Source organism: Kribbella sp. NPDC058693 (genome assembly GCF_042715335.1).
Classification (GTDB): Bacteria; Actinomycetota; Actinomycetes; order Propionibacteriales; family Kribbellaceae; genus Kribbella; species Kribbella jiaozuonensis.
The window spans coordinates 1,006,992-1,025,056 of sequence record NZ_JBHXSQ010000003.1; the positions used below are offsets into that span (position 1 = coordinate 1,006,992).

General features: G+C 68.7%; 18 protein-coding genes. 8 read left to right on the plus strand and 10 right to left on the minus strand.

The window, feature by feature from the left end:
* The first annotated feature begins 5 nt into the window (after nucleotides 1-5).
* Nucleotides 6-845, plus strand: a complete 840-nt coding sequence (locus ACFWUU_RS22935; protein ID WP_380177967.1) for an LLM class F420-dependent oxidoreductase — start codon at nucleotides 6-8, stop codon at nucleotides 843-845.
* A 66-nt stretch (nucleotides 846-911) separates the two neighbouring features.
* Here ACFWUU_RS22935 and ACFWUU_RS22940 read toward each other — a convergent pair whose 3' ends face one another.
* Both ACFWUU_RS22940 and ACFWUU_RS22945 read right to left on the minus strand, forming a co-directional pair.
* A complete protein-coding gene (locus ACFWUU_RS22940; protein WP_137258477.1) occupies nucleotides 912-1,142 on the minus strand; it encodes a DUF4287 domain-containing protein in 231 nt (76 codons plus the stop codon).
* Between the two features lie 179 nt (nucleotides 1,143-1,321).
* Nucleotides 1,322-2,350 (minus strand): SGNH/GDSL hydrolase family protein, encoded by a 1,029-nt coding sequence (locus ACFWUU_RS22945; RefSeq protein ID WP_380177969.1) that lies wholly within the window; start codon nucleotides 2,348-2,350, stop codon nucleotides 1,322-1,324.
* 77 nt (nucleotides 2,351-2,427) lie between these two features.
* On the opposite strand from ACFWUU_RS22945, the gene ACFWUU_RS22950 reads away from it, so the two are divergent.
* Nucleotides 2,428-3,801, plus strand: coding sequence for a cystathionine beta-synthase (locus ACFWUU_RS22950; protein ID WP_380177971.1), 1,374 nt, complete (start codon nucleotides 2,428-2,430; stop codon nucleotides 3,799-3,801).
* A 232-nt stretch (nucleotides 3,802-4,033) separates the two neighbouring features.
* Here the strand turns inward: ACFWUU_RS22950 and ACFWUU_RS22955 are convergent, their stop codons facing one another.
* Together ACFWUU_RS22955 and ACFWUU_RS22960 are read right to left on the minus strand one after the other, a co-directional pair.
* On the minus strand, nucleotides 4,034-5,485 hold the full coding sequence (locus tag ACFWUU_RS22955; protein ID WP_380177973.1) for a flavin-containing monooxygenase: 1,452 nt from the start codon (nucleotides 5,483-5,485) through the stop codon (nucleotides 4,034-4,036).
* Between the two features lie 22 nt (nucleotides 5,486-5,507).
* Entirely contained in the window at nucleotides 5,508-6,731 is a 1,224-nt protein-coding gene (locus ACFWUU_RS22960; protein WP_380177975.1) for a lactate racemase domain-containing protein, read from the minus strand.
* Nucleotides 6,732-6,813: 82 nt separating this feature from the next.
* Here ACFWUU_RS22960 and ACFWUU_RS22965 point away from each other — a divergent pair, with 82 nt between their 5' ends.
* Nucleotides 6,814-8,166: an FAD-binding oxidoreductase gene (locus tag ACFWUU_RS22965; RefSeq protein ID WP_380177977.1), complete on the plus strand. Its 1,353-nt coding sequence runs from the start codon at nucleotides 6,814-6,816 to the stop codon at nucleotides 8,164-8,166.
* Here ACFWUU_RS22965 and ACFWUU_RS22970 read toward each other — a convergent pair.
* Nucleotides 8,135-8,884, minus strand: a complete 750-nt coding sequence (locus ACFWUU_RS22970) for a hypothetical protein (protein ID WP_380177979.1) — start codon at nucleotides 8,882-8,884, stop codon at nucleotides 8,135-8,137. The two genes, ACFWUU_RS22965 and ACFWUU_RS22970, sit on opposite strands and share 32 nt — an antisense overlap.
* A gap of 19 nt (nucleotides 8,885-8,903) precedes the next feature.
* Between ACFWUU_RS22970 and ACFWUU_RS22975 the strand changes: the two genes are divergently transcribed.
* A complete protein-coding gene (locus ACFWUU_RS22975) occupies nucleotides 8,904-9,383 on the plus strand; it encodes an NUDIX domain-containing protein (RefSeq protein WP_380177981.1) in 480 nt (159 codons plus the stop codon).
* Nucleotides 9,384-9,392: 9 nt separating this feature from the next.
* Nucleotides 9,393-10,214, plus strand: a complete 822-nt coding sequence (locus tag ACFWUU_RS22980; RefSeq protein WP_380177983.1) for an AAC(3) family N-acetyltransferase — start codon at nucleotides 9,393-9,395, stop codon at nucleotides 10,212-10,214.
* On the opposite strand, the gene ACFWUU_RS22985 is transcribed toward ACFWUU_RS22980, so the two are convergent.
* From ACFWUU_RS22985 to ACFWUU_RS23000, 4 genes are all read right to left on the minus strand, one after another.
* Nucleotides 10,198-11,220: an NADPH:quinone reductase gene (locus ACFWUU_RS22985; protein ID WP_380177985.1), complete on the minus strand. Its 1,023-nt coding sequence runs from the start codon at nucleotides 11,218-11,220 to the stop codon at nucleotides 10,198-10,200. The genes ACFWUU_RS22980 and ACFWUU_RS22985 overlap by 17 nt on opposite strands.
* Before the next feature lie 10 nt (nucleotides 11,221-11,230).
* On the minus strand, nucleotides 11,231-11,728 hold the full coding sequence (locus tag ACFWUU_RS22990; RefSeq protein ID WP_380177987.1) for a GNAT family N-acetyltransferase: 498 nt from the start codon (nucleotides 11,726-11,728) through the stop codon (nucleotides 11,231-11,233).
* 70 nt (nucleotides 11,729-11,798) lie between these two features.
* The gene (locus ACFWUU_RS22995; RefSeq protein WP_380177990.1) at nucleotides 11,799-12,614 is read right to left on the minus strand and encodes an alpha/beta fold hydrolase; all 816 of its coding nucleotides are present in this window, start codon (nucleotides 12,612-12,614) and stop codon (nucleotides 11,799-11,801) included.
* Between the two features lie 82 nt (nucleotides 12,615-12,696).
* Nucleotides 12,697-13,521, minus strand: a complete 825-nt coding sequence (locus ACFWUU_RS23000) for an alpha/beta fold hydrolase (RefSeq protein WP_137258467.1) — start codon at nucleotides 13,519-13,521, stop codon at nucleotides 12,697-12,699.
* 119 nt (nucleotides 13,522-13,640) lie between these two features.
* Here ACFWUU_RS23000 and ACFWUU_RS23005 point away from each other — a divergent pair, with 119 nt between their 5' ends.
* From ACFWUU_RS23005 to ACFWUU_RS23015, 3 genes are all read left to right on the plus strand, one after another.
* The gene (locus ACFWUU_RS23005; RefSeq protein ID WP_380177992.1) at nucleotides 13,641-16,373 is read left to right on the plus strand and encodes a BTAD domain-containing putative transcriptional regulator; all 2,733 of its coding nucleotides are present in this window, start codon (nucleotides 13,641-13,643) and stop codon (nucleotides 16,371-16,373) included.
* An 84-nt stretch (nucleotides 16,374-16,457) separates the two neighbouring features.
* Nucleotides 16,458-16,976, plus strand: coding sequence for an RICIN domain-containing protein (locus tag ACFWUU_RS23010; RefSeq protein WP_380177994.1), 519 nt, complete (start codon nucleotides 16,458-16,460; stop codon nucleotides 16,974-16,976).
* Nucleotides 16,977-17,049: 73 nt separating this feature from the next.
* A complete protein-coding gene (locus ACFWUU_RS23015) occupies nucleotides 17,050-17,562 on the plus strand; it encodes a DinB family protein (RefSeq protein ID WP_380177996.1) in 513 nt (170 codons plus the stop codon).
* Between the two features lie 8 nt (nucleotides 17,563-17,570).
* Here ACFWUU_RS23015 and ACFWUU_RS23020 read toward each other — a convergent pair whose 3' ends face one another.
* The gene (locus ACFWUU_RS23020; RefSeq protein ID WP_380177997.1) at nucleotides 17,571-17,942 is read right to left on the minus strand and encodes a YciI family protein; all 372 of its coding nucleotides are present in this window, start codon (nucleotides 17,940-17,942) and stop codon (nucleotides 17,571-17,573) included.
* Nucleotides 17,943-18,065: the final 123 nt, after the last annotated feature.

Here is an 18,065-nt window from a genome sequence, read left to right on the forward strand (position 1 = left end):
GGGTCATGCGATTCGCGATCAAGACCTCGCCCCAGAACACTCAATGGGCCGACATGCTCGCAGTCTGGCAAGCGGCCGACGAGATCGAACTGTTCGAGTCCGGCTGGACCTTCGATCACTTCTATCCCATCCACTCCGATTCGAGCGGTCCGTGCCTGGAAGGGTGGGTGACGCTGACCGCGCTCGCGCAGGCGACCAAGCGGCTCCGGATGGGCACGCTCGTCAGCGGGATCCACTACCGGCACCCGGCGCTGCTCGCGAACATGGCCGCGACCCTCGACATCGTCTCCGGTGGCCGGCTGGAGATCGGCATCGGCGCCGGCTGGAACGAAGAGGAGTCGGGTGCGTACGGCATGCGACTCGGCTCGCTGAAGGAGCGCAGCGACCGGTTCGAGGAGGCCTGCGAGGTGCTCGTCGGCCTGCTCACGCAGGAGACCACGACGTTCCACGGCGAGCACTACCAGTTCACGGACGCCCGCTGCGAGCCGAAGGGTGTGCAGAAGCCGCATCCGCCGATCTGCATCGGCGGCAGCGGCGAGAAGCGGACCCTGCGGACGACGGCGAAGTACGCCCAGCACTGGAACTTCGGCGGCGGTACGCCGGAGGAGTTCGCCCACAAGCGCGACGTGCTCTACGCACATTGCGCGGACATCGGTCGCGATCCGAGCGAGATCACGCTGTCTTCACACGTCCGGCTCGGGCCTGACGGCGACTACGCCAAGGTCGCCGCGGAAGCCGAGGCGCTCGGCGCGGTCGGGCTTGATCTGGCCATCGTGTACCTGCCGCCGCCGCACACTCCGGCCGTCCTCGAGCCGCTGGCGAAGGCCCTCACACCACTCGCCTGACCGGGAATGTGAAAGACCTGCCCCTCCACCTGAAAGGGCAGGTCTTTTCGTTGTCTCCTTTGCGGCTCAGCCCATTCGCCGGTGCGCTTTGACCAGGTCGAACTCGTGAACGATGGCGGTCGCGTGCCCGTGCGCGAGTTCGTACTCGCTGGAGAGCCACCGCACTCTGTCGTCGAAGCGCAGGAACGACGGTCCGTCGTTCATCAGCTGGAACCACTCGGCCATCTGGCGTCCGGTGCACCTGGGCACGGCCTCCACCAAACGCTGGTGTGTCTCCTCGGAGTGGTTCAAGCCCATCTTCGCCTCCCGTCATCGGGGTACCGCGTAGTTATCGACTGTGCACCACTCGGCCGCCCGGAGGCAAGACTCCCGACATGAAAGGTGTCGCTCAGCGGACGCACAAACCAAACTCAAAACATCTCATCCCACCCCCATCATCAGAGCAGCTCTGATGATGGGGGTGGGATGAGATGGGACTATTGACCGACAGGGACTGTCTCGGGTTGTTCTTTCGAGTTCTCGTCCACCCGGTCGACGTCGGCCTTCGGGTGCCGGCGGCGGTGCCGCAGCTCCGCCCAGCGACCGCGCGGACCGCGCTCCCGGCCGGCAACCTCGGTGGCAGCCACCTCGGTGCCCGCTTTTCGGGCGGCCTGTACGGCGGCTTCCGCGATCGGGAGGATCGCCTCGCCGCGGAACGGCTCCGGATGCACGAACGACTCCGGCCCGACGCCCATCGCCGCCGCCACCGACGGCAGCAGTGCGGCGGACGCGGCGGCGTACCCCGTGGCCGACGGGTGGAAGTTGTCCCGGCCCCACATCGCCGGGTTGGTGCGGAACACCTCGCCGAGCAGCGACCCGAGCGACACGGTACGGCCGCCTGCTTCGACCACTGCGATGGTCTGAGCGGCGGCCAGCCGGTGGCTCCAGGACCGGGCGACCTGCCGCAGCGGCGGCATGATCGTCCGGACCACACCGAGGTCGGGGCAGGTGCCCACCACCACCTCACAGTTCGCGGCGCGCAACCGGCGGACAGCGGTGGAGAGCAGCCGGACCGAGGTCGACGGCGGCATCTTGGCCTTCACGTCGTTGACGCCGATCAGGATGACCGCGATATGCGGGCCGGTCTGCAGAGCGGCGTCGACCTGGGCGGCCAGATCGCTGGACTTCGCGCCGGTCTTCGACACGTCGACCAGCCGCACCGGGCGTTTGGCCAGCTCGGCCAGACCGGAGGCGAGCATCACCCCGGGAGTCTCGTCCGGCGACTCGGTGCCGTAACCGGCCGCGCTCGAGTCGCCGATCATCGCGAACGTGATCGGAAGTCCTGGATACCGGCCGTACAGACCGTCGCCCGGAGTGGGGTAGTACCTCGTCGGTCCGATCACGCGTTTCGCGTACTCGGCCTCAGCGGTCAGTACGCCGTAGAACGTGGCACCGATGAGCCCGAGTCCCCCGCCCCCGAAGGCTGCGGCCTGGGCCAGCTTCTTGGCTGCCCTGGCTCTACTCATGAGTCCAGGATTACACGGTGTTACGACGATGCAAGTGAAAATAGGGCAATGGGGTCGGTATCACTACAGTAAAGATCGTGCGCTACGCAGAATCACTCCTGGACCTGGTCGGCAACACCCCGCTGGTGCGGTTGTCGAAGACAACAGACGGCGCGAAGCCGCTCGTGCTCGCGAAGGTTGAGTACTTCAACCCCGGCGGCTCGGTGAAGGACCGCATCGCGGTCCGGATGATCGAGGCCGCGGAGGCCTCGGGCGAGCTGAAGCCCGGCGGCACGATCGTCGAGCCGACCTCCGGCAACACCGGCGTCGGGCTGGCGATGGTTGCCCAGCAGAAGGGCTACAAGTGCGTCTTCGTCTGCCCGGACAAGGTCAGCGAGGACAAGCGCAACGTGCTGAAGGCGTACGGCGCCGAGGTCGTGGTCTGCCCGACCGCGGTGGCGCCGGAGCACCCGGACTCGTACTACAACGTCTCCGACCGCCTCGTCCGCGAGATCGAGGGCGCCTGGAAGCCGAACCAGTACGCGAACCAGAACAACCCGCGCTCGCACTACGAGACCACCGGCCCGGAGCTCTGGGAGCAGACCGAGGGCAAGATCACCCACTTCGTCGCGGGCGTCGGCACCGGCGGCACGATCACCGGCACCGGCAAGTACCTCAAGGAGGTCTCCGGCGGTCGCGTCCAGATCGTCGGCGCCGACCCGGAGGGCTCGGTGTACTCCGGCGGCACGGGCCGGCCGTACCTGGTCGAGGGTGTCGGTGAGGACTTCTGGCCGGAGACGTACGACCGCAACATCTGCGACCGCGTCATCGAGGTCTCCGACGCGGACTCGTTCGCGCTCACCCGGCGGCTCGCTCGCGAAGAGGCCATGCTCGTCGGCGGCTCCGCCGGCATGGCCGCCGCGGCGGCGATCCGGCTCGCGCATGAGCTCGACGACCCCGAAGCCGTCATCGTCGTACTGCTGCCCGACGGCGGCCGCGGCTACCTGACCAAGGTGTTCAACGACGACTGGCTGGCGCAGTACGGCTTCCTCGCGCACGCCCGCCAGGGCAAGACGCTCGGTGACGTGCTGGCCGGCAAGGACGGCAGCCTGCCGCCGCTGGTGCACACCCACCCGCACGAGACGATCGCCGAGGCGGTCGCGATCCTTCGCGAGTACGGCGTCTCGCAGATGCCGGTCGTCCGGGCCGAGCCGCCGGTGATGGCGGCCGAGGTGGCCGGCGCGGTGTCGGAGCGGACGCTGATGGACGCGCTGTACTCCGGCAAGGCGCGGCTGGCCGACATGGTCGAGGTGCACATGGACCCGGCGCTGCCCTCGCTGGGCGCCGGCGAACCGGTGACCAAGGCGGTCGAGCTGCTCGAGGATCGGGACGCCCTGATGGTGCTGGACGACGGCAAGCCGGTGGGCGTGCTGACCCGGCAGGACCTACTGGTCCATCTGTCCGCCGACTGAGAGTTAGCGGTCTACGACTGACGGGATGATGGCGATCAGTGCCGTGATCACGATGCCGATCACGATCACCGCCGCGCCTGCGATCTGAAGGATTTCCATGTCTCAAGAGTCCTTCAACCGGGCTGCTGAGACATCGGCCTCCGGATCGGTCTTTCCTTCATCCCAAGGTCGTACGTCGTGACCCCGGACTCCTACTTCAGGAGTCCGGGCCATCACCTAAGGGACACTGCCCTTAATGGACGACGGCGAAGTCGCTCGGATCGAGCCGGCGGGTACGACGCCAGTACGACATCGTCCACTCCGGCCAGATGGTCGAGTTCCGCCCGGACGCGTCCAGGTACCAGCTGGTGCAGCCCGACTCCCAGACCGTCCCGCCGAGCTCACCCTGGATCGAGTCGACGAACTGTTCCTGGGCCTCCTCGCGGACCTCGACGTACGACGCGTTGCGCCGGCGCAGCAGGTGCAGGGCCTGCATCACGTACCGGACCTGGGCCTCGATCATGAACACCATCGAGGAGTGGCCGAGGACGGTGTTCGGGCCGACCAGCAGGAACAGGTTCGGGTAGCCGGAGACCGTGATGCCGAGGTGCGCGCCGATCCCGTTGCGCTTCCAGTGGTCGGCCAGGTCGACGCCGTCCTTGCCGAGGATCGGCATCCGGGTCAGGTTCGCCGAGACCGCGAACCCGGTGCCGTGCACGATCGTGTCGCAGGCCCGCTCGGTCCCGTCGGCGGTGACGACGCCGGTCGGGGTGATCCGGGCGATCGGGGTGGTGACGACGTTGACGTTCGGCCGGGTCAGCGCCGGGTAGTAGTCGTTCGAGATCAGCACGCGCTTGCAGCCGATCTGGTAGTCCGGGGTCAGCTTCGCGCGGAGCTCGGGATCGGTGACCTGTTTGTGCAGGTGCCGTTTCGCCTGTAGCTCAAGGCCTTTCATCAACTTCGGGTTGCCCGCGAAGCCGGCGCCGCGGCCTTCGAGTCCCCAGTAGATGACGTTGCGGATCGTCCGCTGGCCAGCCGGGAAGCGCTCGTGCAGCTTGCGTTCCCAGCCGCCGATCGCGCGGTCCGGCTTGCCGGTGACCCACGGCGCTGTGCGCTGGTAGACGTCGAGCTGCGCGACCTGCGGGGCGATCTGCGGCACGAACTGGATCGCCGACGCGCCGGTCCCGATCACGGCGACATTGCGCCCGCGGAGGTCCGCCGAGTGGTCCCATTGCGCCGAGTGGAACGTCGTACCCGCGAAGGAGTCGAGGCCGGGGATGTCCGGCAGCTTCGGCTCGTGCAGGCTGCCGACGCCGGTGACGAGCGCCTGGGTCTCGATGGTCTCGTCGCCGTTCACGGTCACGGCCCAGTGGCCGGTCGCCTCGTCGAAGACGGCTTCGGTGACCTCGGCGCCGTACCGGATCTTGTCGGTGATGCCGTACTTGTCCGCGCAGTACCGCAGGTAGGCGAGGATCTCGTCCCACGGCGCGAACATCCGCGTCCAGCGCGGATTCTGCTCGAACGAGAACGAGTAGAGGTACGACGGGATGTCGCAGGCGCAGCCGGGATACGTGTTGTCCCGCCAGGTGCCGCCGAGATCGTCCGCCTTCTCGAGGATGACGAAGTCCTCACACCCGGCCTGCTTCAGCTTGATTCCCATGCACAACCCGGCGAACCCGGACCCGATGATGACGACCTCAGCCATACCGCCTGAGGTTACCGGCGGGTCACTGAAGCCGGTAGAGGGTCTCCCCGGCATTCGGTACGACGAACGTGTCCGGATCGGCCTCGTACGCCGCCAGGTCGAACTCCGCGGGGTCCAGATAGCCGAGGTTGGCTGCGAGTACGACGTCCTCCGGGATGCCCGTCGCGAGCGTGACCTGCACGCGAAGGTGCTCGCCGCTGGCGGGATCCCAGGTGCCGGCGCCGCGGAGGTGGGTGGAGTGCGCGAGGACGCCCCAGTGCAGGTCGCGGAAGTGGTCCCACTGGCCGACGAAGTAGTCGCGGCAGTGGTACCCGATCTTCTCGATCTCCGGGTGCATCGCCGCCAGCTTCGTGACGTGCGGCGCGTAGAGGATGACCTCGCCGCCGTCCGCGACGATCGGCTCGACCTTGTAGAAGCCCTTGGCCGCGGTCCAGATATCGGCGTACTTCGGTGGCATCACCGACACGACCCGCTGGACCGGATGGTCGAGGTAGCGGACGTGGGTCCGCGCGGAGATCTCGGTCGCCGCCTGCCAGGACGATTCCGTGTCGCCGAACGCGACCGCGTGCAGCGCGTCGGTCCCTGACTGCGCGACGACGGACAGGGCGAGCTTCTCGGCCGGGATGAGCGAGGCGGCCTCGTTGATCAGGGCGCGGACGGGGGTGATGCCCGGCGTACCGATGATGTTCGCGCTGGTGATGAGGGCGCCGAGCCAGTGGGAGAAGTCGATGACCTCCTGGCCGGCGACGCCCGGGAAGAAGTACTTGTTGCCGCCGGAGAAGCCGACCACCTCGTGCGGGAAGACCGGGCCGACGACCAGCGCGACGTCGTGCTCGACGACGGCGCGGTTCAGCCGGACCGGGACCTCGTCGCGGAGCATCTCGTCGGAGATCTCGCCGACCCGCTCGGAGCTGATCGTGCCGAGGTCGACGAACGTGTCCGGCTTCCACCACTCGTGGTTGATCACGTTCGGGTAGTCACCGCCGAGGTGCTTGCGCAGCTGCTCCGGGGTCATCTCCGCATGGGTGCCCAGGGCAACCAAGATTGTGACCTGACTGCCCTGCAGGGCGTCGGTGACCGCCTTGAGCAGCAACGGCAGCGGGCAGCTCCGGGTCGCGTCCGGGACGATCACACAGACGCTGCGGCCCTCCAGCCCTGCGCCCGCGAGCGCCTCGCCGACGAACGTCGTCACCTCGTCCTCGGTCAGGACCTGGCCCGCACCACCGATCACCGCCGCATTCGTCACCCTCCGACCCTACCTATCTCCGATGTTGACCGGGGCAAAGGTCTCGGCGCATTCTCAGCGAGGGGAGTGGGGGAACTGCGAGATGAGACCAACGGGGTTTGGTGGCGTTCTGTTGCAGGCCGGGGACACGGAGTACGACGCGGCCCGCACGGTGTTCAACGCGATGGTCGACCGCAAGCCGGCGATGATCGCCCGGTGCGAGTCGGCCGCGGACGTCCAGGCGGCCGTGCGGTACGGCGTGGAGAACGAGCTCGAGCTGGCCGTCCGCGCCGGCGGGCATGCGGTGACCGGGGCGGGCGTGTCGGACAGCGGAATGGTCCTGGATCTGCGGCGGATGAACAGCGTGCAGATCGATCCGTTCTCGCGGCTCGCGCGGGTGGGCGGCGGTGCGATCTGGCGGGACCTGGATCGCGCGGGACAGCGGTACTGCTTGCTGACGACCGGTGCGCGGGTGCCGTCGGCCGGGGTCGCCGGGGTGACGCTCGGCGGCGGCTCGGGGTGGCTGGAGCGGAAGCTCGGGCTGTCCTCCGACGCGCTGATCTCGGTCGAGCTCGTGACCGCGGACGGGCGGTTGCTGATCGCGGACGAAACGAAGAACACCGAGCTGTTCTGGGCGCTGCACGGTGGCGGCGGGAACTTCGGGGTCGCGACCTCGCTGACGTTCCGGCTCACGCAGGTGGTGACGACGACGCTGGCGTTGCTGGTGTGGCCGATGGCGGCCGGGCCTTCGGTACTGCGTGCGTATCGCGATCTGCTGGAGGGTGCGCCGGAGGAGCTTGGCGGCGGCGTCATGTTTCTGACTGCGCCCCGGGCCGGATACGTGCCAGAAGGCTTGCAGGGGCAGCCGGCTGTGCTCGCGGTCGCGGCGTACGCCGGTGGGGTGGACGAGGCGCGGGAGGTGTTCGCGCCGATGTACGCGCTGGCGCCGGAGGGACAGTTCATTGCAGAGCTGCCGTACGCCGACCTGCAGGCCGCGCTCGACAATCCGGCCGGGTTCCGGAACTACTGCTCCGCGGAGCATCTGCGAGAGTTCCCGGATCCCGCCGTACTCGCGTTCTGCGATCGCGCCCGGGAGATGATCACGCCGTCACCGTCACAGCAGGTCGTCCTGCCGTGGGGTGGCGCCGTACGACGGTCTGCCGGGGACTGGCCGCAGGCGTACCGGGACGCTGAGTGGGTGGCGCATCCGTTCGGGGCGTGGGCGGATCCGTGTACGGACACACAGGCGATCCGGTGGGTGCGGGACGTGTGCGCGGACCTCGAGCCGTGGTCGACTGGGCAGGTGTACCTGAACTTCATCGGGTACGAGGGGCAGGATCGCGTGGTCGCCGGATTCGGTGCGGCGAACTACGACCGGCTGGCCCGGGTGAAGTGTGAGTACGACCCCGAGAACGTGTTCCACCTCAACCAGAATATTGAACCTGGTTGGCGTTAGCCGTCGCGCGACGCCATTGCACGGCGGCGATCACGGCGTACGCGATGCCGGCGAGCGGAACGGACCAGAGCCGGAAGAACGGGAGCCCGCCGGAGACAGCGGTGCCGACGAAGGCGACGGCGTACGTCGTGACGCCGGCGATCGTGCCGCGACGGCGGCTGTCGAGGGCGCTGCTGGGAAGCGGACCCAGGTGGCGGTCGAGGGCGGTGCAGATCGCGCTCAGGGCGACGAGCGAGGTGACAATGAAGAGGAAGCCGCCGGGGATCCCGCCGAAGACGATCGCGACCGCGTTGAGGAAGGTCAGCGGCGCGAAGACGATCGCGATGTCGGCCGCTCCGAAGGTCAGGTGCTTGATCCGACGTTTGCCCAGGTCGAGGTCGCCGGCCGGACGGATCGGGCCGGGCTCGCCGCTCAGTCGCCGTACGGTCAGGATCAGGCCCGTCGCGATGACGATCAGGAGCAGGACGGCGAGGATCGAGAGGATGACGGTCCGGGACGTCGACATGTACTGGCGGGATTCATCGCCGTACAGGCAGGTCGCCGTGGGCGGGAACCAGTTGGTGTGGACGGCGGTCGCGTCGGGGCCGAACTTGCGTGAGCAGTCCCGGGTCGGGTCGTACCAGCCCGGCTGAGACAAGGTGACCGCTGCCGTCCACACCAGGCCGCCGATCAGCCCCAGCCCCAGCACCCAACCAGCACGCCGCCTCACCCAGTCCACGCGCCCTACCCTCTCATTGGTGGACTCCTACCTCGCCCAGCTCCGTCGTGACGTCGGCTCCCGCCTGCTCCTGCTTCCCGGCGCCCAGGTCCTCGCGGTGGATGCAGCCGACCGCATCCTCTTCCAGAAAAGCCGAGACACCGGCCTCTGGGAACTCCCAGCCGGCGGCGCCGAACCAGGCGACAGCTTCCGCACCGCGGCAGCCCGAGAGTTCACCGAGGAGACAGGCCTGGTGGTCGCCCCCGACGATCTCGTCCCCTTCGCCAGCCTCTCCGAGGCCGACCTTCACACCCTCACCTACCCCAACGGCGACATCGTCCAGTGCTTCGCGCTCTGCTTCGAAACCCGTCACTGGACCGGCACCCTCCGCCCGGGAGAGGACGAGGTCGTCGAGGCCGGCTTCTTCGCGACGCCGCCCGGTCCTTTGCATCCGCCGACCGAGGTGGTGCTCGGGTTGCACGCGGAATATCGGGAGACCGGTCGGTTCCAGGCGAGATAGCTTGTCGGGATGGTTGTGACCAAGGCAGATCTCGTCGACGGGTTGCGGCAGCTCGGGCTCGCGTCCGAGGTGATCGTGCATTCGTCGCTCAGTTCGTTCGGGTACGTCGACGGTGGGGCCGAGGCGGTTTGTGCGGCGTTGACCGAGGTCTGCGGGACTGTGCTGATGCCGGGTGGGACGTGGGATCTCACCGGGATCCCGGCGCCGCCGGGGCTGGTCCGGCCGGACAACGCCTACTGGAACGCGACCGACTGGCCCGAGTTCGACGAGAAGTTGTCGGCGGCAACCAGTTTCAGCGACGACCTTCCGATTGATCGTTGGCTGGGGCGGATTCCGGAGGTGTTCCGCCAGACCTACTCGACCCTGCGGACCTCGCACCCGCTCTTCGCCTACCAGGCTCTCGGTCCCGCGGCCGAGCGGCTCCTCGCAGCACAGCGCCCCGACTGGCCGCTCGGACCGATCGAGGCGCTCGACGGCGACGTACTCCTGCTCGGCGTCAGCCACACCTCCAACACCACGATCCACCTCGCCGAGCAGCACCTCGGCCGCTCGCTCTTCTACCGCTACGCGAAGAACGCCGACGGCCTCTGGATCGAGCTCCCGAACATCCCCGGCGAGAGCCACCACTTCGACGACATCGAGCCGGTACTGCGTTCCGCGACGACGGAGATCCGCATCGGGCAGGCGCGCGTACGCCGGATCCCGAAGGACGCCGTACTCGCGGCAACACAGCAACTGATCCAGGCCGACCCGGCCGCCCTGCTCTGCACGGACAACCCGGAATGCCGCTGCGCAGCCGCTCTGCAGCAGTTGGTCAGCGTACGTCGATGAGAACCTTGCCGACGATGCTCCGCTCGACCGCGGCGTGTGCCTCGGCGGCCTGCTCGAGGGCGTAGTGATGCAACGGGAGCCCAGCCTCGGCTCCCACACGTACGGCGCCGGCCCGGACCGCGGCGTCGATGTCACCGAGCGCACGCGGACGCCAGGACTCAGGAGCGTTGTACAGCAGGACGAACTGCCAGCGAGCATTCGGCACCATCGACGGGCGCACCGGAAGCTCGAACGTGTTGCCGCCGTCGGTCGCGTAGATCGCGACCGAGCCGTGCATCGCGATGATCGCGGCGTCGATCGTCGCGTTCGCCGCGGGAGACACCTCGACGATCGTGTTCACGCCGTGCGGGACGATCTCGCGGACTTCCTCGATCACGTCCTGCTGCTTGTAGTTGATGACGTGATCGGCGCCCGCGAGCGCGGCCAGGTTGCCCTTCTCCGGGCTGCTCACGGTGGTGATCACGGTCGCGTCCGACCACCGCGCGAGCTGGATCGCCGCGTTGCCGACCGCGCCGGCGCCACCGGCAACCAGCACGGTACGACCGGCGAGCCTGCCCGGGCCGAGGTGATCGGGGCCGTCCTCGGTCACCGTCAGGCAGCGATGTGCGGTCAGGAACGGTACGCCGAGAGACGCGCCGAGGTCGTACGACGCTTCGTCGGGCAACTCCACCACGTGACGGATCGGCACCACGGCGTACTCCTGGGCGGTGCCGCCGGACGGTCGCTGGTACGCGGCCTCCCAGATCCAGACGCGGCGACCGACGAGCCCCGCGTCGACGCCCTGGCCGACGGCGTCGACCTCGCCGGAGCCGTCCTGGTTCGGCACCTGGGGCGGGTCGACCGGCGTACCGGCCTCGCTGCCCCGGCGCGACTTCCAGTCGGTCGGGTTGATGCCCGACCGATGGATCCGCACCCGCACTTCGCCGGGCCCCGGATCGGTCATCGACCGGTCCACGAGGGTCAGGACGTCAGGTTCACCGGTTCGCGAGTACTCGATCGCACGCACGTCACCGACGCTACCTCAGTTGTTTGGTGAACATGAGGCAGGCGCTGTCGTCATTGCGGACCATCTCCATCGGCGGCACCTGCTTGCCGTCGTAGATCAGGCCGCGTCCGTCGGGGAGATACCCACGCCGTACGTACATCCGCTGCGCGCTGCCGTAGTCGGCGTACAGGCCGACGCCGATCCCCACCGCCGGGGAGCGCTCGGCCACCTTCGCCTCGGCCGCGTCCATCAACGCCGACCCGATCCCACGCCGCCGGTACGACGGCAGCACGTTGAAGTCCGAGATCTCCGGAATGGTCTTGAAGTACGGCGGGACCCAGTAGATCGTCACGTAGCCGACGTACGCGCCGTCGACGGTCGCCACCAGCACGTCCCGTGTCCCGGCGGCCTGCTCCGCCACGTACCGCTCGTACTGGCTCTGCGGCTTGTCCCAGCCGAGCGCGGCCATCGCCGCCGCGATCACCGGCGGATCGTCGGGCTGCAGCGGCCGAATCTCCAGACCGTCCATGACCGGGCAGCCTAGCTGCGGCCGGCCGCGCAGGTCGCCCGAATAACCGGGCGACCTGCGGCAGGCCGGATCAGCGGGACGCGCGGGCCGCGGTCTCGATGACCTTGGTGATCGGGCCGGGATCGGAGATGAGTCCGAGGTGGCCGGTCGGGATGCGGGTGATGGTGGAGTGGGCCCGGGTCGCCATCATTTGCTGCGACGCCGGGGTGATGATCAGGTCCTTGGTGCCGAGGACGTACCAGGACCGGATCGTCGCCCAGGCCGGCGGACCGGAGGGGACGTTGCCGGCGCTGAACGTCAGCGGCCGCTGGGACGGGTAAAGCCTCTCGGCGGCGCTGTGCGACAACCCGGAGGCGAACGACTTCACGAACGTGTCGTGCTTGAGGTACAGGTCGACGTCACCGGCCGGTGCCCCGGGGTACGGGACCAGGTCGAAGACGGTCGTCGGGTCGAGTACGGCGAGCGCGGAGTCGGCGCCGACCAGCGGCAGGACGGTCTCGTTCTGGGCCGGGGCGAACGCGTCGACGTACACGAGTGCCTTCACGTTGGAGTTGCCGGTCGCCGCGTTGGTGATGACGGCACCGCCGTACGAGTGACCGACGAGCACGATCGGGCCGGACAGCGTCGACAGGAAGTCCCGGATCGTCGCTGCGTCGGTGGTGAGGTTGCGGAGCGGGTTGGGTGGGACGCGGACCGTGTAGCCGTCGTCGAGGAGTTTGTTGGTGACCTTCTGCCAACTCGATCCGTCGGCCCACGCTCCGTGGACCAGCACGATGGTGGGTTTCGGGCCGCTCGGGTGTGATGCCGCCGCGGGTGACACGGCGGCGAGCACGAGCGCGAGTACTGCGACCAGTACGGCGAGCACTCGCGTGCGGTGCTGATGCATGGATGAGCCTTTCGTCATGCGACTGTCGCCGGGAGGGCGCGCGGGAGCGTGACGAAGCCTGTGGTGCTCGGAAGTATCGGGACTAGGACTGGAAGAACTCGAGCAGATCGGCGTTGACCACGTCGGCGTGCGTCGTGGGCAGACCGTGCGGGAGGTCCTTGTACGTCTTCAGGACCCCGTTCTTGAGCAGCGCCGCCGACTTCGGGCCGGAATCGGCGTACGGGACGATCTGGTCGTCCTCGCTGTGGACGACGAGCACCGGGATCGTGATCTGCTGCAGATCCGAGGTGAAGTCGGTCTGGGAGAACGCGACGATGCCGTCGTAGTGGGCCTTCGCGCCGCCCATCATGCCCTGGCGCCACCAGTTCGCGATGATCGCCTCGGACGGCTCGGCGCCCGGCCGGTTGTAGCCGTAGAACGGTCCTTCGGGCAGGTCGCGGTAGAACTTCGACCGGTTCGCAGCGAGCGAGGTCTGGAACCCGTCGAAGACCTCCTTGGGCAGGCCCTCCGGGTTCGCGTCGGTCTTGACCATCAGCGGTGGGACCGCGCACAGCAGCGCGGCCTTGGCGGCCCGGTCCTCGCCGTGCCGGGCCAGGTAGTGCGCGACCTCGCCGCCGCCGGTCGAGTGCCCGACGTGGATGCAGTCCTGCAGGTCGAGATGGTCGACGACCGCCTTCAGGTCGTCGGCGTAGTGGTCCATGTCGTGCCCGTCGCCGGTCTGCGTCGACCGTCCGTGGCCGCGGCGGTCGTGCGCGACGACGCGGTACCCCTTGGAGAGGAAGAACAGCAACTGGTTGTCCCAGTCGTCGGCCGACAGCGGCCAACCGTGACTGAAGACGATCGGCTGTCCCTCACCCCAGTCCTTGAAGAAGATCTCGGTGCCGTCGCTGGTAGTGATCGTTCCCATCGTTCGGACCCCCTCAGCTCGAAAACCCCTTGTGTACAAAGGTTGTCCCCCAGCCAGCCTCGGGTCACGATACCCGCGACGCCCCGCCGGTGCCACCGTCGGGAGTTACTCTGACCGGCATGCAGCTGAGGGTGCTCGGCGCACTCGAGGTGTGGGTCGACGGCGAGCGAACGGGTCTCGACGCGGCACGCCAACGCGGCGTACTCGCGCTGCTCGCCGTGCGTCCCGGTGCGCCGGCATCTCGAGACTGGCTGATCGACCAGCTCTGGTGCGGTACGCCGCCGCCGAGCGCCCGCACGACACTGCAGTCGTGCGTGTACCGGCTCCGGCGTCGCTTCGAGGGCTCGGCGTTGCGGATCGAGAGCCGGCCGGACGGGTATGTGCTGGAGGTACCGGCCGGGGAGTCCGACCTGTCCGAGTACGAACGGCTGGTTGCGGCCGGCCGGACCGCGCTGGACTCGGAGCGGTTGGAGGAGGCAGTCGGGCGGTTCCGGGAGGCGTTGGCTCTGTGGTCGGGGGACTTCCTCGCGGACGTCGATCTGCCTGCGGTCCGGGAGCGCGCGGGTGAGCTCGAGGAGGGCCGCCTCGAAGTACTCGAGACGTGTCTGCAAGCTGACCTCGAGCTGGGGCGGCACAGCGCTGTCGTACCCGAGCTCCAGGCTCTCGTCGCGCGGCATCCACTCCGTGAGCTGCCGTGGCAACTGCTGATGACGGCTTTGTCTCGCGCCGGCCGCCGGGCCGAGGCACTCGACACCTACCAGCGGTTGTGGCGCGTGCTGGACGAGCAACTCGGCGTACAGCCGTCGGCCGCCGCCCAGGAGCTGCAGGCGCGCATCCTCGCTGCGGGCGAGCCTGAGCCGGCGCCGACCCGGCAGGCGCCGGTACCGCACCAGCTTCCGGCGGGTCTGCCGGGATTCGTCGGGCGTGGCGGTGCCCTCAAACGGCTGGACGAATACCTGGACCGGTTCCGGACCCGACCGGCCGCCGGCCTCTGCGTGGTCACCGGACCGGCGGGAATCGGCAAGACGACGCTGGCCGTCCACTGGGCCCGGCAGATCGCCGACCGGTTCCCCGACGGCCAGCTGTACGCCGACCTGCAGGGCTTCGATCCGTCCGGCCGAACGGCAAACCCCGGTACGACGCTGGCCCGGTTCCTGACCGCCCTCGGGACTCCGCCGGACCGGGTGCCCGCGGACCTCGAAGCCGGCACGGCCGCGCTCCGCAGCTTGCTCGAGGACCGCCGCGTACTCCTGGTTCTCGACAACGTCCGGTCCGCCGAGCACGTCCGGCCGTTGCTGGCCGGCGGCCCCGGCTGCCTGACCGTGGTCACCAGCCGGGACCGCCTGGCCGGCCTGATGGTCACCGAGCAGGCGGCCGCGGTGACGCTGGAGCCGTTCGGCGCGGACGCGGCCCGACTGTTGCTTGAGGCAAGGATCGGTCCGGAACGATTCGCCCGCGAGCGGACCGCTTCCGACGAGCTGGTGGCCGGCTGTGCGGGGCTACCCCTCGCGCTCGCCGTTGTCGCGGCGCTCGCCGACCTGCACCCGAGCTGGCCCTTGGCGAGCCTCGCGACCGAGCTCCGCCGCAACGTCCTGGACGCGTTGTCGGCGGGCGATCCGGCGACCGATGCCAGAGCGGTGTTCTCCTGGTCGTACCGGTCGTTGAGTCCGGCCGGCGCGCGGCTGTTCCGGTTGCTCGGCGTACATCCCGGTCCGGATCTGGATGTCGCCGAAGCCGCAGCGCTGGCCGGCGTGACTGCTGCCGAGGTCCAGCCGCTGCTGGACGAGCTGTGCCGCTCGCACCAGCTCACCGAGACCGCTCCTGGGTGGTACGCGATGCACGACCTGCTGCGTAGCTACTCGATCGAGCTTGCCGAGCCCGGTGAGGCCCAGGCCGCGCTCGGACGGTTGCTCGACCTGCTCGTACGCACCGGCTACGCCGCCGCGCGGATAGTGAGCCCGACCCGCGACGCGGTGAGCCTGCAGGATCCTGACCCGACTGTCGTCGTCGACCCTCCGGCGACACGCGCCGCGGCCATGGACTGGTTCGCCGCCAGACAACGCACGCTGGTCGGACTGACCTACCTCGCCGGTTTCGACGAGCAGGTCTGGCGGCTGGCGTGGCTCCTGTACGACTTCCTGGACTATCGCGGCGACTGGAACGAGTTGATCGCCCTGCACGAGCGTGCACTGGCCGCGGTGACCCGACTCGGCATCGTGACCGAGGAGGCCCGGGCGCACCGGAACCTGGCCCGCATCAACCTCAAGCTGCGTCGGCTGGACGCGGCACTCGCCGAAGAACAGCAGGCGCTCGACCTGTCGCGGTCACTCGGCGACCTGACCGGCGAGGCGCACGCGTACATCGGTATCGGCCGGGTGCTGTCAGCCCAGGGTCACAAGGCCGACGCGGTCGTCGCGTCGAGGGAAGCGCAGGGGCGGTACCTCCAGGTCGGTCACCGGTCCGGGCATGCGATGGCGCTGAACAACGAGGGCTGGGACCATGCCGCGCTGGGGGACTACGAGCGCGCCATCGTCTGTTGCGAGGAGGCGCTCGCCGAGTTGCGCGAGATCGGTGAGCTCGACGGCGAGTCCGACACCCTGGACAGCCTCGGCTTCGCCTATGCGCGGCTCGGTAGGCACGACGACGCACTCCGCTGCTACCGACGCGTGATCGAACTGGAGGAACTTCTCGGCCGGCGCCACCAGCTCGCCGAGAGCTACGCGTCGACCGGCGACATCCACGAAACGATCGGCGAACACGCGACCGCCCGCGACTACTGGATTCGCGCCGCCGGACTGTTCGAGGAGCTCGATCACCCGAACGCGGCCGTGATCCGAGCCAAGCTCGGCTGAGTCGCGCCATCGGCGCGCCATCGTGACGCCAGGGCTGGTTGCGACGGTGGATCCCGAAATCGACACACGAACTCGGGAGGAAGTATGAACACCCTTCGCAGCGCAGTTCTCGGACTGGCCGTCGGTGCCGCTCTGATCGGGGCCTCGGCCGGTTCGGCCGCTGCCAAGCCGGTCGACCGTGAGCTGCTCACCGGCAACCGGATGGCGGTCGCGGCCGACCCGGTGCAGACGCTGAAGAACAAGGCGACCAACCGGTGTCTCGACGACAGCGGCAACGGTCTGCGGACGCTCGGGTGCAACGGCAAGATCACCCAGAAGTGGCAGATCCACGTCTGGGCCGACACGACGCGTCAGCTCCGCAGCATCGGGACCGGTGAGTGCCTCGACGACAGCTCGAAGGGTCTGCGGACCATCTCGTGCTGGGCCGGCTCGAACCCGAACTCGAAGTTCCAGAGCTGGTACAAGCTGACGTACTCCGACGGCACGATCCGGCTGCAGAACCAGGCCACCAAGCGGTGCCTCGACGACAGCGGCAAGGGGCTGCGGACGCTCGGGTGCTACCCGAACTCCAGCCCGAACCGGAAGTTCCAGAGCTGGTCCTGACCCCTGTGCAGGTACTGACCTCTTCGTCGGATAGAGGTCAGTACCTGTCCGCTTCTGCCTCTAGGCTCGGAGTATGACGACGAACCAGAGCGGTGAGCGGCAAGACATCCTCGACTTCCTGGCCAAGCACCGGTACTTCCTGCGCCACACCGCGCAGGGACTCACCGACGAGCAGGCGAGCACCCGCAGTACGGTCAGCGAGCTGACGATCGGCGGGCTGATCAAGCACGTGGCGTCGGTCGAGCAGCACTGGGCCGAGTTCGCCCAGGGCAAGGGGGAGGCGACGCCGACGGAGTACACGCCTGAGGTGATCGCGGCGTGGGAGAACCAGTTCCGGCTGGTCGAGGGCGAGACGCTGGCCGACGTACTCGCGGAGTACGAGAAGATCGCCGCCGCCACCGACGACCTGGTCCGCACGCTCGACCTCGACACGTCGTACGAACTGCCGGCCGCGCCGTGGCAGCCGCCGGGCGTCTTCTGGTCCGTCCGCCGCGTCTTCCTCCACATCACCGCCGAAACCGCCCAGCACGCCGGCCACGCCGACATCATCCGCGAAACGATCGACGGCCAGAAGTCGATGGGCTGAATCCCGGCTCAGCTCGCGGGGTCGCCTGAGTACCTGCCCGGGACCTGGAAGCGCCGCACCTCCTGCGGCCAGTCACAGGCGACCGCGATCTTGCCCGCCCACAGCCGCGCCGCCTGCTCGTCGGCGACGTCCACGACCGCGAATCCGCCGAGGTGTTCCTTCGACTCGACGTACGGGCCGTCGGTGAACAGCGGCGTACCGCTGGATGCGTCGACGCTGAACACGGGGGCGTCGTCGTCCAGGCCGCCGGTGAAGATCAGCACCCCGGCGGCCTTCATCTCGTCCACCAGCGCGCGGACGTTCCTCGACTTCACCTGCATCTGCTCGAACGTGGCGTCCGGTGTCCATTCCGCGTTGAACGCGATGAGGTACTCGGCCATTTCTCCTCCTTTGTGAGCGACCCCCACGGCCACTCTCCACCTTCCCAACGAACGGCGACCTGCCGATCCGACCGCGAGTTCGAAACATTCCGGACCGCGGTCGCATCAAGGCAGGTAAGGGGA